Consider the following 14287-nt stretch of genomic DNA (forward strand, 5'->3'; position numbering starts at 1 on the left):
CTGTTAATGTCAATTCTTCATTATTGAAGATTATTATACATAATACGGCACTTAATAGTACTGTATATTCTAAATATAAAATTCATTAAAGGTTTGATGATTTTCAATGAATTTTATTTAATTTTCTAAAGCATTAAAATAGACACATGAAGAAATTATCAAGACGCTCATTTAGCGGTATAGCTGCCAAAGGAATATTAGGAACAACATTGTTAACTAACATGCCACTTGCAAAAGCATTTACTGCAAAACCTATAAATAAAAAGTTAGGTATTGCTTTAGTCGGTTTAGGAAGTTATAGCGAACATCAACTTGCACCATCGTTATTAGAAACAGAACACTGTTATTTAGCTGGTATTGTGACGGGAACTAAAGAGAAAGAAGGCATTTGGAAAGAGAAATACAACCTGTCTAAAAAGAATATTTATAATTACGACAATTTTGATACTATAGCAAAAAATGATGCTATTGATGTGGTATATGTTGTTTTACCTAATAGTATGCATGCCGAATTTTGTATTCGAGCAGCTAAGGCAGGCAAGCATGTTATTTGCGAAAAGCCAATGGCTGTAAGTGTTAAAGAATGTGATGCTATTATAAATGCTTGTAAAGAGAATAATGTAAAATTAGGTGTTGGTTATAGAATGCAGAGCGACCCTTATACCAATGAGGTAAAGAAATACGTGAAAGAGAAAACTTTTGGAGATGTGCTTTTTGTTTCTTCGGATGCCGGATATATTTCTAATGGCAACCCTGATCAATGGCGATTAAATAAGGCATTGTCAGGTGGTGGTGCTTTAATGAATATGGGCGTATATGCGATACAAACCAGTATTTATGGTACGGGGCAGAATCCTATTTCCGTTTCTGCACAAGAGTTTAGTACACGACCAGATTATTTTAAAGATACCGATGAAACTATTACCGCACAATTTAAGTTTGCCAATGGTGCCGTTGCACATATGATGACTTCGCACAATGCAAATGGTAATCGTTTAAAATGTCATTGTAGTAAGGGTTGGTTTGAGTTGGACCCTGCTCATAGCTACGGACCAATAAGTGGGCGAACATCAAACGGAAATACTATAGAATTTCCATTTAAAAAACAACAAGCTTTACAAATGGACGATTTTGCTAAGCATGTGTTATTAGGTTCTAAAAACATCGCGCCTGGTGAAATGGGAAAAAGAGATATGATAATCGTTGAAGCTATTTATAAATCAATAGCAGAGGGCGGTAAAGAACAAACGCTATCTTTAGGTGATTTAGGTATAGTATCGTAACATATTGTAAATCATAGATTTTATATTTAAATTAACTTGAATTTCAAGTTTAGATCACTTCAAATTCAAGTTAATTTTACATGTTAACATAAACATAAACTTCTCTTCATCAATTGCTAATTTTCAGTGAACCTTTCTAAAAAGTTGTCTCTATAGTTTTGCCCTTGTAACCTAAAAACTATATTGATAATGAAAAAATCGAAAAATTTACTAATTAAAGCCCTTTTCCTTTCTTGTTTAGGATTAGCTGTAATGAGCTGTGACGGAGAAGATGGGGTAGATGGTACCAATGGTATAGACGGTGTTGATGGTGCTGATGGTGTCGATGGCGCTGACGGAGCCGATGGTGCTGACGGTCAAGATTTAACTTTGGCGGAATCAATTCCGTTAACAAGCTCTGTAACTCCTAATGAGCTATTTGAATTAAAAGGTGCGTTTAGCGGTTCTGCTGAATTGAACATGATTATGTCATCAGCAGATATATTAGAGTCCGATTCTACTTTTGTGTATGGGTCTTATATGGATGGTGCTGCACTTTACCCTGCTGAAGATGGTAATTACGCATTGATCAACAACTTAGAAGCAGATTATTCTATTGCAAGAATAATGTTGAACTCTGAATTACAACCTTTACAAGGTGATTATATAGTAAACTCTACTGCTACAGCATTTACAGCTATGTGTTCTGGTTCTTCTATAACAGTTGAAGAGCACGGTTTTGGTCCTCTTTATCTTTCTGGTGGAGAATGGGGCGGTAATGCTAAAGGTGTTTACAAAGTTAATCCTTTTAGAGCTAAAGAAGATAGGGTAGAAGCTGAAAGACTACCTGCATTGGGTGAGTGGTCAACTGAAAATGCAGTTGCTATAGGCAAAGATGCATATGCTTCGCAAACGGTTATTTTTATGGGTGATGATGACAGCAATAACACTTATCCTCAAGCACACTTTGGTATGTATGTAGGTCAAAGAGGTGATCTTTACGGTGGTAAACTATATGTTTTAAGAGGTACTAATCCTGTAGAATCTGCTCCTGGTGAAGGTGGTCAGTTATTTGAAATGGGAATGGCTCAAGATATTGAGTATGATGTTGAATGGGTAGAAGTTACCGAAAGAACAATAGATGAGTTAAACCAGGAAGCAATTGATTTAAATGCTATTGGTTTTCAGAGAATTGAAGATATCGATTGGAGAAGAGGTACTGCCGAAGCTCAAAGAGAAGTTTATTTTAATGCAACAGGTAGAATTCGTGGAGATAATCCAGATCTTAACTTAAGAGGTACAGGTTTTGGACGTGTTTACAAGCTTGTTCTTGATGCTGATGATCCAACGGCTCCTGCTAAATTAACTGTTGTTGTAGACGGTGATTTAGAAGGTGGTAAAGGTGACGGAATGCATTCTCCTGATAATATTTTAGTGACTGAGAACTATGCTTACGTTCAAGAAGACCCTAATGGTTATGCTGATTTGAATGCGGATATTACAGGTTTTGCTAAACTATGGCAATTAGACTTAAATACTGGTGATTTTGTAGAGGTGATGGAATGTAACCAAACTTATGCATCTAGTGTTGGTATTGGTAATACTGATAGTATGTGGGAAATTACAGGTTTAATAGATGTTACCGATATTATCGGTGCTTCTGAGCCAACATTTATCGGAGGTGCTCAGGTGCATGGATGGAATTTCAGTACAACTCCTGATACTGCAGTAAGAGCTGACGGACTTAAGTTTGTTGATCCAACTGCAATTAGTGAAGGTAGTGCTAGTTTAGAGGGTTCTGTTTTGTTCAAATTGACAGGCTTACCTAGATAAGTGAAATAATTTAACCAATTACAAAGGTTCCCTTAACTGGGAACCTTTTTTCTATTTATAAATTTTAAAATATAACATGAGAATACTGCATAATAAATGGATAGTTGTTGCTCTTTTTGGTTTTTTTCTTTCATGTAAGGATCAAGAAACCAAGCCATTATTGGCTATTAACTCTAATGATACATCAATGTTTAACGATGCTATTCGAGAACATTACTTTATTACATTAGATAGTACTTCTTATTTTATGCAGCAAATAGATACTTCTAATACTCTGTCAAAGAATAAAACTCTGTTTCTTAAAAGTAGAGCATGGTATAAAAGAGTAGAGCCTATGCTGATTGCTTATGACTATGAGAATTATATTTCAATGAATGCACCTAATCTGCTAAAAGTTGAAATTGATGACCATCAAGACATTAAAATCCTTAAACCGAAGAGCTTTCAAGTTTTAGAAGAGTTGTTATATGCTGAAGAAGGGTTCACAAACAAAGAATTACAAAATGTTTTAGAATATTTAAAAATTAGAATTCCATTTGTACGTAAAAATCATATTCTCATCAAGCAAAGAGATAGGCATCATTTAAAAATGATTCGCGATGCTATTGTAAATATCGCTACAAAAGGTATTACTGGATTTGATTCCCCTATGTTGGCTAACTCCCTAAATGAAGCCATCTATAATTACGAAACTTTACAACATGTTTTGGCTATCTACAAAGATGCTTTTGCAAATAAAAAATTGTACACGCAATGGGAAGACGAAATTACTGCTACCACTGATGTACTTAAAAATGGGAATTTCGATGATTTTGATCGATACTCTTTCATAAAACTGCACACTAATAATCAATTGGGCTTAGTGGCTAAAACCGCGCAAGATTGGAATATTGAATTGAGTAAATCTCGGGCGCTAGACCCCAAAGTTACTAGTTTATTTGACAAGAATTTTTTTAATATGAAAATGTTTTCTACCCAAAGAGCGCCAGATATTACTGAAGAAAGAATTGAACTAGGTAGACAGTTGTTCAATGATAAAGATTTATCTGGATCCGGTACTATAAGTTGTGCCACTTGCCATGTAAAAGAGAAAGCATTTACTGATGGTCATAAAATTGCCAAAGGGATAAACGGACAAGATTTGCAACGCAATTCACCAACCTTAACCTATGCCGTTTACCAACGTTCTTTGTTTTATGATGGTAGGGCAGACGGACTTGAAGATCAAATTGTTGGTGTTACGAACAACCAAAATGAGTTTCATATTGATTTAGAACAATTAGAAGAGAAAATTCAAGCAAAATCAGCGTATAAAGTTCAATTTGATTCGCTTTACGATGGAAAAATCACAGACATGAATGTTCGTAATGCTATAGCAACTTACATAAGAAGTTTAGCACCTTTCGATTCTAAATTCGATAGAAACATGAACAATATTGAAGATAACATGACAGCTGAAGAGATTAAGGGATTTAACCTTTTTATGGGTAAGGCTGCGTGTGCTACTTGTCATTTTCCACCTGCTTTTAATGGTACCGTTCCACCAAAATATATGGAGAGCGAATTCGAAAATCTTGGAGTACCTAAAAACGCTAGTTTCGAAAATCCTGTTTTAGATGATGACTGGGGTCAGTACTACCCATATGAAGTAGAGGAGAAGAAACATTTCTTTAAAACGTCAACGGTACGTAATGTTGATTTAACTGGACCATATATGCATAACGGTGTGTATAAAACTTTAGAGGAAGTGGTAGAGTTTTATAATGTTGGTGGTGGATTAGGCATGGGCTTAGATGTACCGTATCAAACCTTACCGCCAGATTCTTTAAACTTAACTGAAGTAGAATCGAAAGCAATTATAGCTTTTATGAAAACATTGACGGATCAGCAATTTGAAAGTATAAATTAGAACTTCTCAAAGACTCCTAATCCGAATAGGGCAAAATCATATTTAACTGGATCCAATGGGTCCAGTTTTCTTAAGTTTTTATCCAATTCTGCAAGTGCTTTTGCATCGTTTTGCTTCCGTTTTAAAAGCCCTAGTTTTCTGGCTACATTACCAGAGTGTACGTCTAATGGACAGGATAATTTTGAGGGATTAATATTTTTCCAGATGCCGAAATCTACATTGGTAGAAGCGTCTCTTACCATCCACCGTAAAAACATGTTAATTCTTTTTGCCGCAGAACCTTTTAATGGGTCAGAAACATGCTTTGTGGTACGTTGCTCATACGGTAATTCAAAAAATATTTTCTTGAATTCTGAAATTGTGGGCTGTAAGCTGTCCTTGCCTTGATGTTTTGTAAAAACTCCCTCTAAACCCTTATGATTGGTGTAAATGTTTTTAAGACTCTGAATAAAATAGGTGAGATCGATGTCATTGAAAGTTCTATGAACGAAGCCAGCTAAATTTTCAAGATTTTCATCGGTATGGTTTAGTACAAAATCGAACGGACTTTGCCCCATTCTTTCTATAAGTTTATGCGAATTATTGATAATGCTTTTTCTGTTTCCCCAAGCTATGGTAGCGGTTAAAAAAGCACTTATTTCAATGTCTTCTTTTGTGTTAAAAAGATGTGGAATCTGTATAGGATCTGTTTCTAAGAATTCAGGATTATTATACTGAATAACCTTCTCCTCTAAGAATACTTTTAATTCACTTTTTGTCATTCAATGGGTATATCTAAAATTTGCATTATCAGTATGGGTACTATGAGCACCATATTGTAACAAGCGTGCAGTGCCATTGACCAAACTAGTCCGAATTTAACACGTATATATCCTAATAGAAAACCAACACCAATTTGCGGAGCGACTAATAATGGTGAAAACAGTAATACTTGCGTACTCATTTCAAAATTACTAATGTGCATGAAGCCAAAAGCGATAGTGAATACATAGAAAGCATATTTGAAAAATTTTGAATCTTTAAAAAGAATTAATGGTCCTCTAAAAAGTAATTCTTCAAAAAAAGGAGCCACTACTACTGCTAAGAAGAAAATAAGTAAAGGGGTGTAGTTCTCGAACAAATCGTCCATTGCATGTTTGCCCATCTCAAGTTGAAGTAGATTTTCAGCTAAACTGGCAACTATTAATAGCACAATACTTGTGCATAATGCTATAAGCAATAATTTAAAAAAAATTCTTAATTTGTTTGAGAATGAAGTTGTAATATCCTGTTCATAAACTGGATTCTTTACAAATAATAAAAGTTCTTCTAGCATCTGTTTTCCCTTATGCTAAAATGATTTCTTTATCTACAATTTTACCATCTACCATGGTTAGTTTTCTGTCTGCCATTTCTGCCAGTTCGCTGTTATGGGTAACGATAACAAAGGTTTGTCCGAATTTTTCTCGCAATTCAAAGAATAACTTATGAAGATTATCGGCACTTTCAGAATCTAAATTTCCACTAGGTTCATCAGCAAAGATTATTGATGGGTTGTTGATCAAGGCTCTGGCAACTGCTACGCGTTGCTGTTCTCCGCCAGATAACTCAGACGGCTTATGATTATAGCGATGCGACAGACCTAAGAACTCTAATAACTCTTTTGCTCTAGCTTCTGCTTCTGCTTTAGGCGTTTTTTTTATGAATGCCGGTAAACATACATTTTCAATGGCCGTAAATTCTGGAAGCAATTGATGAAATTGAAAGATGAAACCAATATGTTCATTTCTAAATTTCGCTAAATCTTTATCATTCAGATTGGTAGTTTCAATGTTATTGATAAGTAGCGTACTATCCTTACGGTTAGATTGAACATCTAAAGTTCCAAGAATTTGTAATAATGTGGTCTTTCCTGCACCAGAGGCACCAACAATTGAAACGATTTCTCCCTTTTTAATATGAAGATCAACACCTTTAAGAACTTCTAATTCTCCGTAATATTTATGAATGTTAGAAGCTTTTATCATATTAAAGTTTGTGTTTAGTGTATTGTTATACTGAAATTCAAAATTAATGAAAAAGGAGCACGCTTAAAATAGTATTTCTCTTTAAGTTGCGTTTACTGCTAATATGCAGCATTTAATGAATCAAGATTTAATTATGAAATATTTATGTTGGATGATAAAAGAAAATACTAAATTTGTTCAACTTAAATTTAATTAGGTTAAACACAAATATAATTTATGTCCCCATATAGAAATTTAGAAGAGTACAATCTTGAAATTACCGATGAAGTTAAAAGTAGGTATTCATCGATTATTGAAGAAATTGGCGAAGATGTAAAAAGGGAAGGTTTGGTTAAAACCCCAGAACGTGCAGCTAAAGCTATGTTATTTTTAACCCAAGGGTATCAACAAGATCCTGTTGAGATTTTAGAAGGGGCAATGTTTAAAGAAGATTATGATGATATGGTTATTATAAAGGATATTGAATTGTATTCTTTATGTGAGCACCATATGTTACCATTTTTTGGTAAAGCACATATTGCATATATACCTAATGGTCAAATTGTTGGCTTAAGTAAAATACCTCGTGTAGTCGATGTTTTTGCAAGAAGGTTACAAGTGCAAGAAAGGCTAACACACGATATTTTAGAGTGTATCAATAATACTTTGAAACCAAAAGGTGTTGCTGTTGTAATTGAGGCTTCGCACATGTGTATGATGATGCGTGGTGTTCAGAAACAAAATTCGGTAACTACCACATCAGGATTTAGAGGTCAGTTCGAAAAAATTGAGACTAGAAACGAATTCTTGAAATTAATTAGTGCAAAACTTTCATAGTAAATCTCGTACGTATTATTAATTAATTTTTAAAATGTGGCATCTTTGTTGTATTCTTAATTTAGAATAACTAATTTTTCGATATGTCAATTTTAAAAGATAAAAAATACAAACAACTTTTTATGGGGTTGCTTTTTGACGGTATTGGTATGCTGTCTTTCGTTATACCTTTTGTAGGTGAATTTTCAGATATAGTTTGGGCACCCCTTGCTGGTTGGCTCATGACCAGAATGTATAAAGGTAAGGTAGGGCAAGCTGCGGGTGCATTTACTTTCTTAGAAGAGATTATACCAGGGTTTGATATTATACCATCATTTACACTGATGTGGTTATATACTTATATTTTTAAAGGAGCCAAAAAAGGACAAACTATAGAAGTCTAAATCTCACTTTTTATTTTACTAAATACCTTAACTTTAACTCAAATAACTTGAGTTTTGAAGAGAAGAAATTTTGTTGCAAAATCTAGTTTAGGTGGTCTAGCTGCCTTATTAGGTGTAGATATAGTTTATAAAAATGTAATGCCAGCTGGTTACACTCCTGTAGCCCTACAAGATTCAGATCCATTTAAATTATTTAAAAAAGACAAGGGTATGGTCGTTTTAAACGATAAACCCTGGAATATTGAGGCTCAAGCCCATCTATTAGATGATAGGGTTACACCCAATAAATCTATTTTTATTCGTAATAACGGCCTCATTCCTGAAGAGATTGATGTTGAAAAATGGACTCTTACCATAGATGGCGAATCTGTTCAACAGGAAAAAACGTATTCCCTTGCAGAGCTTAAATCGAAATTTAAACATCATACCTATCAATTAACACTTGAATGTGGTGGTAATGGTAGAAGTGAATTTGATCCACCTGCTAAGGGGAACCAATGGACCATTGGTGCTGTTTATTGTGCTAGCTGGACAGGTATTAGATTGCGTGATGTTCTTGAAGATGTAGGCATTAAGGATGATGCCGTTTATTTTGGATACCACGCTGCAGATGTACATCTTAGTAGAGACCCAACAAAAGAACCAATATCTAGAGGTGCACCTATGTCTAAGGCTTTGAAAGATGAAACTATTTTAGCTTTTAAAATGAACGGAGAAGATATTCCATTAGCGCATGGGTATCCGTTAAGGGTAATTGCTGGTGGTTGGCCTGCTTCAGTTTCGGGAAAATGGTTACAGCGTATCAGTATTAGAAATATAGTTCATGATGGAACTAAAATGACGGGTACGGCTTATAGAGTTCCATGTAAACCCGTTGCTCCTGGTGAAAAAGTTGCAGATGAAGATATGTGCATCATAGAATCTATGCCAGTTAAGTCTTTAATAACATACCCTAAGTCTGGGGCAACATTATCTAAAGGGAAAAAACTGAATATAAGAGGGCACGCATGGGCAGGTGAATTAGAAGTTTCTAAAATGGAATATTCTATAGACTTTGGTGCTACATGGAATACCTGTGTCATTGAAAAACCTGCGAACCGTTTAGCTTGGCAACATTTCTCTGCATCTATTTCTTTTCCGCAAGAAGGGTATTATGAGGTTTGGGCAAAAGCTACCGATGCTAATGGTGTTAGTCAGCCAATGCTATTACCTGGTTGGAACCCAAAAGGATATTTAAATAATGCTTGTCATAGAATAGCCGTAAAAATTGCATAGATGAAAGAGCAAAATCATGGCAAATTAAAACGCGATTTTAAAAGTCTGTATCGAAAAATATTATTAGCAAGTGTTGTTGTAGCTATTGTTGGTATTGCTTTGATATATTTTATGGTAGACCCAAGTCTATCAGCTTTTAAGGCTAACGAACCAGATACAGAAATTGTAGATATGCCTGTTGAAGATGACTTCGATAAAATTGAAAACGGTATTCACTCACGAACTGGTTTTATTGATGCGCCTGGCATGACCGAGACTATTCAGAATTGTACCAATTGTCACTCATCAAAACTTGTTATTCAGAATAGAATGAATGCAGAACGATGGAAAACGACAATTAAATGGATGCAAGAAACCCAAAACTTGTGGGATTTAGGAGAGAATGAAGCTGTGATAATCAATTATCTAGTAACTAATTACCCTCCAAAAAAAGTGGGTAGGAGAGCAGTTTTAACAGATATTGAGTGGTATCAATTAGAAGAATAAATTTAAAATAGAAAGCCTTTAGTGAAATACTAAAGGCTTTTAAATTCTAAAAGATTTTGTGTTATTCTACAATAACAGGAAATGTCTGCGCTATGTCAGTTTCTCCACCAGCATCAGCTGTAGTACCGTCGTTTGGTTTTTTAGGCTCATGACGCAAAGTAATGGTAATTGCACCGGAACCAGCATCGCCAGTAGTTAATTCAAATTCAATACCTACTGGGTTACCGTTTCCATCACTATCAGCATAAGTAACTTCCGTCAAAGACCCTGTAAGACCAAAGAAAAACTGGTGCTCATCAGATTCTTCAGCCACTTCTTCAGTAATATCCTCTGCTGGAGTTTCCGTTTCGTTTAATAATACAATACTACCTGTATAGGTTGTGTTTGCAGTTAAATTATCTGCCGTTATAACAGGTTTATTTGGTCCGTCACCATCTAAATCTTGAGATTGAAGTGTTGCAGTACCAGCAGCACTAGTTAAAGTAACAGTCATTGTAGTGATAATTTCTTCTTCGTTTACTACTTCTGGTGTATCATCATCACTAGAACATGATGTTATAACTGTTGCCATTAAGCTTAATGCTAAAACTGTTTTTAATGTTTTGTTTCTTTTCATAGTTGTACTTGTTTTCATTTGTTAGTAATTATTAATAGTTAAAGATTAGACGCATACTTATATTTCTGCCCATGTCATCTACAAAATATCGTTGGCGATTTAGATAATCACGATAATTGGTATTTAATAGGTTGCTCGCACTTAAACCTACAGTTAAATCATTTTTGTTTTTTAGGGTAAAGGATGCTTCGGTATTTAGTGATAAAAGATGATAAGCATCTGGTGGTGTATTGATATCCAATATCACATTTTCTTGCTGTTCAGGCGAAAAGACCTCAATATTATCTGGGTATCTTGTTTGTTCGAATACAAACTGACTTTCTAGACTTACTAGAAAATTATTCCATTTAGGGTTTGTGTATGTAATACTATTCGTAAAATTGGCAGCAGGTATATTTATTAGTGGCGTGTCTGTTTCTGTATCAGTACCTCTTACCCATGCAAACTTGTGATCGGATCTGATTTTAGAAGACCAGTTGTTGTATAATGATGCATCAAGACCTAATAGAACGGCATCAGTCTGGCGATAAGACCATAAAGGAAAAGCACCTCTTATGGTGAATTCTACACCCGTTGGCTCAACAAGTATAAAGTTTTGAATGCTATTTAGAAAAGGAGCGAAGCTATAGCCCCATGTACTGGTATTTCTTTCTAAGGATGCGGAGAGTTTAGATGACGTTTCGCTTTTAATTCTTAAATCGCCCAATTCTATACGTGCTGCAGAGTGATGTAGCCCATCACTAAATAACTCTGAAGGATTGGGTGCTCTTTGCGAGTAAGCATAATTAAAACGTAAATGATCTTTATCGTTTATTTCATAATGAAACCCAGCGGTACCAGAGAAATTATGGTAGTCAAAAATAGGATTAACAAGTAATTGTGTGCCTAAGTCCTCAATAATTATATCGGCAAAATCTACATCATAGCCGCGTTCTTCCCATCGGGAAGTTCTATAGAATTTTTTTGAATCAATTCTGCTAAAGTCATAACGAGCTCCAGCATCTAAAGTCCAATCACTATTAAGTTCATAGCTACCAATAGCGAAAAGTCCAAAATCGTATTTATCGTAATCTGGTATCAATCTTCTTACGCCCGTATCAGGGTTTGCAAAATTGGATTGAAATCTACCTAGAGCACCCACTTTAAGGTCAAAACCTTCTTTAGCGTCAAATTTTAAATTGGTTAAAATTGAATGTGTAGTCAATTTTAAGTCTAACGACGCTTTATCTGAATCATCACCTACACGAATATCATATTCGAATCTTCTATTTTGTTGAAAATCATATTGCGTTGTCCATTTTCCAAAACCTTCAAATCTTCGGTAATAACTAAGTTTTCCTAAATGATGTGTTACCTCTTGGTGGGGTTGGGTAATATCATAAGTAAAATCATTTATTATACCTGGTACATCACTATTAATAGCGTTAATCAAATCATCCACATTACCAATATGAGAAGCTCTTAATATGCCAATCTCTGAGTTGAAATAAGAATAATATCCTTCCCATCCTTGTTCAAAATCACGTTTTCCAATATTTAACGATAAACCAGTTTCGTTGATTCCGGTATTTGAAAGTATATAATCTGGGGCTTCTAAGTCGCCTAATTTTTTGTAAGAGCCTTGGGCCTTAATATATAAACCAGATTTGTACGATTTGGTCAACGAAGATGTAAGGTTACCACCGCGTCCATTAGACGATAGATTTAATTGCGTTTTACCAAAAAGGGAATCTGTTCTAACAACAGGTAAAGGCTCTAATACAATTACTCCTCCTATAGCATCACCACCATATTCAATTGCTGCAGCACCTTTTATGACGCTAATATTTTGGTTGGCATTGACATCGACATTTGGGGCATGCTCTTCGCCCCATTCCATGTCTTGCATGCGAACGTTATTGTTTAGAATTAAGATTCTACTTCCATTTAAACCCTGTATTACGGGTTTAACTATATTACCACCAGTATTTAATGTCGATACTCCTGCAATTTTCTTTAGAGCATCGCCTAGGCTGTTTCCGCTATTACGCTCTATATCTTTTACTGATAAAATATTCTCTTGACCAGAATTGGTATTCTTTGGTATGTCACCAATTACTTTTACTTCTTTTAGCTCTTCTAAATGATGTTCAAGTCTAATTTCTGAAAAGGTATCTCCATTAATGGTTACCGTAATAAACTTGGTAGTACATTCTGGATGCGATATTTCCAATTCTAAAACTCCGTCACACAGATTTTTAAAAGTAAATTTTCCATTTTCTTTAGAAACCGTAGAAAGGTTTTTACCAGTGACATTAATAGTTGCGCCACTCAACGTACTGTTGTCATGGAAATCAACTATTTCACCTATTAATATTGAATTGCAATCTTGAGCATAAATTATTGAGCTACAAAAGATTACGAAAACATATAAATAATTTTTCATTATATAAGTTTTTCGAAAGTATGTACCGATTCTAAAAGTAAATCGATTTAATGATGGATAGTGTACTAGTCTTGGAAGGGGGGAGGTCTGCCGAAAGTGACATACCTAAAATAAAATGAAGGTGCCTCTAAAACTAAAGGCGTAAGTTTCTTTTTGATAAAAAAAATAAATGGTAAAAGAATTAATAAGAGAATGGCAACAAAAGTAAATTCAGAATTTTGACTCTGAACTGCCATATCGCAAATGCTACAATTCTCAATGGTATCAACAGAATTGTCATCATGGGAGTATACATGAAATGAAGTCACCTTAATTAGCATAAGGCAAAATAAGATAAATACAGAGAAATATGTAAATATTGACTTCTTCACATCGCTAAAGTACTAAAAGAAGTAGAATTGAATGTTAAAGAAAACCTAACAAAAATTTTTAGAATAAGAATCCGAGTCCTAATCTTTTGAGCATCTTTTTTTCAAAAGCCCAAAAGAATTTGAATTGCCCAAATAACCAGCCATATATTACCAATAGTATCTGATAAAAAGGGAAAATCAAAAGAATTCGTAAAATCCAATACATAGTTGTTCCCCACCATGCATCTGAAAAATTAGTTTGTTGCAGGCCAATTAAATTTAAAAAAGGTTTTGCAACATAGACTGAAGAGGATCCTGTAATTGCAAATACTATAAAAATTATGGTTAATTGAAAATTGCTGGTAATGCCCCAGCGCTCTTTTAATTTTTGCATGACATGTGTTGAATGCCACAAATATACTTTTTAAATACGGGGTATAAAAGGACCTAACCGTTGATTATATTTTCTTTGAAAATAGATGAAATAATTATACAGTTTGTAATTTACATCATACCCGTAATCTATTTGATTTGAGTAATCTATGCGCAATTCATATAAATTGGGGTCAAATCGAGATGGCTGCATTACTCTGTTATTCCATTCTGTAACCATGATGTAGTTTCTATTTTCAAGAAAATTTTGAGAATAATAACCCTCAGGCTTAGCAATTGAACTTAACCAAGTATTAAAGCCAGGTTCAATAATTATTATCTCGTATTCGGTTTCATCACTAGAAATGGTAATAGTGTCGCCTTGAACTTGCTTGAACGCTTGTTCTTCATCGCTGGAAATAGATAATGATTCTTTAGTGGTGCCACAGCTAAATAAAAAGGAAGTAATCGCTGCTAGAATAAATAAATGTGGAAAGATAGAATGTTTCTTTTTCATAGAATATAAGATACAAAAAAACCCGCTGCTTCTGCAA

Annotated in this window: 15 protein-coding genes; 7 read left to right on the forward strand and 8 right to left on the reverse strand. The window is 34.5% G+C overall.

Features of this window, described 5'->3' with window-relative positions; translation table 11 throughout:
• Positions 1–146: 146 nt before the first annotated feature.
• The 3 genes from CLV90_RS10570 to CLV90_RS10580 all read left to right on the forward strand — a co-directional run bounded on the left by CLV90_RS10570 (position 147) and on the right by CLV90_RS10580 (position 5004).
• Positions 147–1283 (forward strand): Gfo/Idh/MocA family protein, encoded by a 1137-nt coding sequence (locus CLV90_RS10570; protein ID WP_133687451.1) that lies wholly within the window; start codon positions 147–149, stop codon positions 1281–1283.
• Between the two features lie 189 nt (positions 1284–1472).
• Positions 1473–3095, forward strand: a complete 1623-nt coding sequence (locus CLV90_RS10575) for a PhoX family protein (RefSeq protein WP_133687452.1) — start codon at positions 1473–1475, stop codon at positions 3093–3095.
• A gap of 76 nt (positions 3096–3171) precedes the next feature.
• Positions 3172–5004, forward strand: a complete 1833-nt coding sequence (locus tag CLV90_RS10580) for a cytochrome-c peroxidase (RefSeq protein ID WP_133687453.1) — start codon at positions 3172–3174, stop codon at positions 5002–5004.
• Here the strand turns inward: CLV90_RS10580 and CLV90_RS10585 are convergent.
• Genes CLV90_RS10585 through CLV90_RS10595 form a run of 3 tightly spaced genes read right to left on the reverse strand, consistent with a single transcriptional unit; the run spans position 5001 to position 7010 of the window.
• Positions 5001–5765: a TIGR02757 family protein gene (locus tag CLV90_RS10585; RefSeq protein ID WP_133687454.1), complete on the reverse strand. Its 765-nt coding sequence runs from the start codon at positions 5763–5765 to the stop codon at positions 5001–5003. The genes CLV90_RS10580 and CLV90_RS10585 overlap by 4 nt on opposite strands.
• A complete protein-coding gene (locus CLV90_RS10590) occupies positions 5762–6319 on the reverse strand; it encodes a CPBP family intramembrane glutamic endopeptidase (RefSeq protein ID WP_133687455.1) in 558 nt (185 codons plus the stop codon). The genes CLV90_RS10585 and CLV90_RS10590 overlap by 4 nt, the downstream gene beginning before the upstream one ends.
• Positions 6320–6329: 10 nt before the next feature.
• On the reverse strand, positions 6330–7010 hold the full coding sequence (locus CLV90_RS10595) for an ABC transporter ATP-binding protein (protein WP_133687456.1): 681 nt from the start codon (positions 7008–7010) through the stop codon (positions 6330–6332).
• Between the two features lie 216 nt (positions 7011–7226).
• Here CLV90_RS10595 and folE point away from each other — a divergent pair, with 216 nt between their 5' ends.
• The 4 genes from folE (at position 7227) to CLV90_RS10615 (ending at position 9970) form a co-directional block, all read left to right on the forward strand.
• Positions 7227–7826, forward strand: a complete 600-nt coding sequence (gene folE / locus CLV90_RS10600) for a GTP cyclohydrolase I FolE (protein WP_133687457.1) — start codon at positions 7227–7229, stop codon at positions 7824–7826.
• A gap of 83 nt (positions 7827–7909) precedes the next feature.
• Positions 7910–8209 carry a hypothetical protein gene (locus CLV90_RS10605; RefSeq protein ID WP_133687458.1) on the forward strand — a complete coding sequence of 100 codons (300 nt, stop codon included), beginning with the start codon at positions 7910–7912 and terminating at the stop codon, positions 8207–8209.
• A gap of 54 nt (positions 8210–8263) precedes the next feature.
• Positions 8264–9484, forward strand: coding sequence for a sulfite oxidase (locus CLV90_RS10610; RefSeq protein ID WP_133687459.1), 1221 nt, complete (start codon positions 8264–8266; stop codon positions 9482–9484).
• A complete protein-coding gene (locus CLV90_RS10615; protein WP_133687460.1) occupies positions 9485–9970 on the forward strand; it encodes a monoheme cytochrome C in 486 nt (161 codons plus the stop codon).
• A 61-nt stretch (positions 9971–10031) separates the two neighbouring features.
• Here the strand turns inward: CLV90_RS10615 and CLV90_RS10620 are convergent, their stop codons facing one another.
• From CLV90_RS10620 to CLV90_RS10640, 5 genes are all read right to left on the reverse strand, one after another.
• Positions 10032–10586, reverse strand: a complete 555-nt coding sequence (locus tag CLV90_RS10620; RefSeq protein ID WP_133687461.1) for a type 1 periplasmic binding fold superfamily protein — start codon at positions 10584–10586, stop codon at positions 10032–10034.
• Between the two features lie 31 nt (positions 10587–10617).
• A complete protein-coding gene (locus CLV90_RS10625; protein WP_133687462.1) occupies positions 10618–13011 on the reverse strand; it encodes a TonB-dependent receptor in 2394 nt (797 codons plus the stop codon).
• Between the two features lie 65 nt (positions 13012–13076).
• Positions 13077–13382, reverse strand: a complete 306-nt coding sequence (locus tag CLV90_RS19600; RefSeq protein WP_407943379.1) for a DUF2645 family protein — start codon at positions 13380–13382, stop codon at positions 13077–13079.
• Between the two features lie 58 nt (positions 13383–13440).
• Positions 13441–13755, reverse strand: a complete 315-nt coding sequence (locus tag CLV90_RS10635) for a DUF6787 family protein (RefSeq protein ID WP_133687464.1) — start codon at positions 13753–13755, stop codon at positions 13441–13443.
• Positions 13756–13785: 30 nt separating this feature from the next.
• Positions 13786–14250 carry a DUF6146 family protein gene (locus CLV90_RS10640; protein ID WP_243835369.1) on the reverse strand — a complete coding sequence of 155 codons (465 nt, stop codon included), beginning with the start codon at positions 14248–14250 and terminating at the stop codon, positions 13786–13788.
• Between the last annotated feature and the right edge of the window lie 37 nt (positions 14251–14287).

Origin of the sequence: Maribacter spongiicola (genome assembly GCF_004364165.1) — a bacterium.
Taxonomy (GTDB): Bacteria; Bacteroidota; Bacteroidia; order Flavobacteriales; family Flavobacteriaceae; genus Maribacter; species Maribacter spongiicola.

What these genes read in the sequence shown, in the direction of transcription:
- CLV90_RS10570 (WP_133687451.1), top strand. Translation starts at nt 147, where the DNA reads ATGAAGAAATTATCAAGACGCTCATTTAGCGGTATAGCTGCCAAAGGA.
- CLV90_RS10575 (WP_133687452.1), top strand. Translation starts at nt 1,473, where the DNA reads ATGAAAAAATCGAAAAATTTACTAATTAAAGCCCTTTTCCTTTCTTGT.
- CLV90_RS10580 (WP_133687453.1), top strand. Translation starts at nt 3,172, where the DNA reads ATGAGAATACTGCATAATAAATGGATAGTTGTTGCTCTTTTTGGTTTT.
- CLV90_RS10585 (WP_133687454.1), bottom strand. Translation starts at nt 5,765, where the DNA reads ATGACAAAAAGTGAATTAAAAGTATTCTTAGAGGAGAAGGTTATTCAG.
- CLV90_RS10590 (WP_133687455.1), bottom strand. Translation starts at nt 6,319, where the DNA reads ATGCTAGAAGAACTTTTATTATTTGTAAAGAATCCAGTTTATGAACAG.
- CLV90_RS10595 (WP_133687456.1), bottom strand. Translation starts at nt 7,010, where the DNA reads ATGATAAAAGCTTCTAACATTCATAAATATTACGGAGAATTAGAAGTT.
- folE (WP_133687457.1), top strand. Translation starts at nt 7,227, where the DNA reads ATGTCCCCATATAGAAATTTAGAAGAGTACAATCTTGAAATTACCGAT.
- CLV90_RS10605 (WP_133687458.1), top strand. Translation starts at nt 7,910, where the DNA reads ATGTCAATTTTAAAAGATAAAAAATACAAACAACTTTTTATGGGGTTG.
- CLV90_RS10615 (WP_133687460.1), top strand. Translation starts at nt 9,485, where the DNA reads ATGAAAGAGCAAAATCATGGCAAATTAAAACGCGATTTTAAAAGTCTG.
- CLV90_RS10620 (WP_133687461.1), bottom strand. Translation starts at nt 10,586, where the DNA reads ATGAAAAGAAACAAAACATTAAAAACAGTTTTAGCATTAAGCTTAATG.
- CLV90_RS10625 (WP_133687462.1), bottom strand. Translation starts at nt 13,011, where the DNA reads ATGAAAAATTATTTATATGTTTTCGTAATCTTTTGTAGCTCAATAATT.
- CLV90_RS10635 (WP_133687464.1), bottom strand. Translation starts at nt 13,755, where the DNA reads ATGCAAAAATTAAAAGAGCGCTGGGGCATTACCAGCAATTTTCAATTA.
- CLV90_RS10640 (WP_243835369.1), bottom strand. Translation starts at nt 14,250, where the DNA reads ATGAAAAAGAAACATTCTATCTTTCCACATTTATTTATTCTAGCAGCG.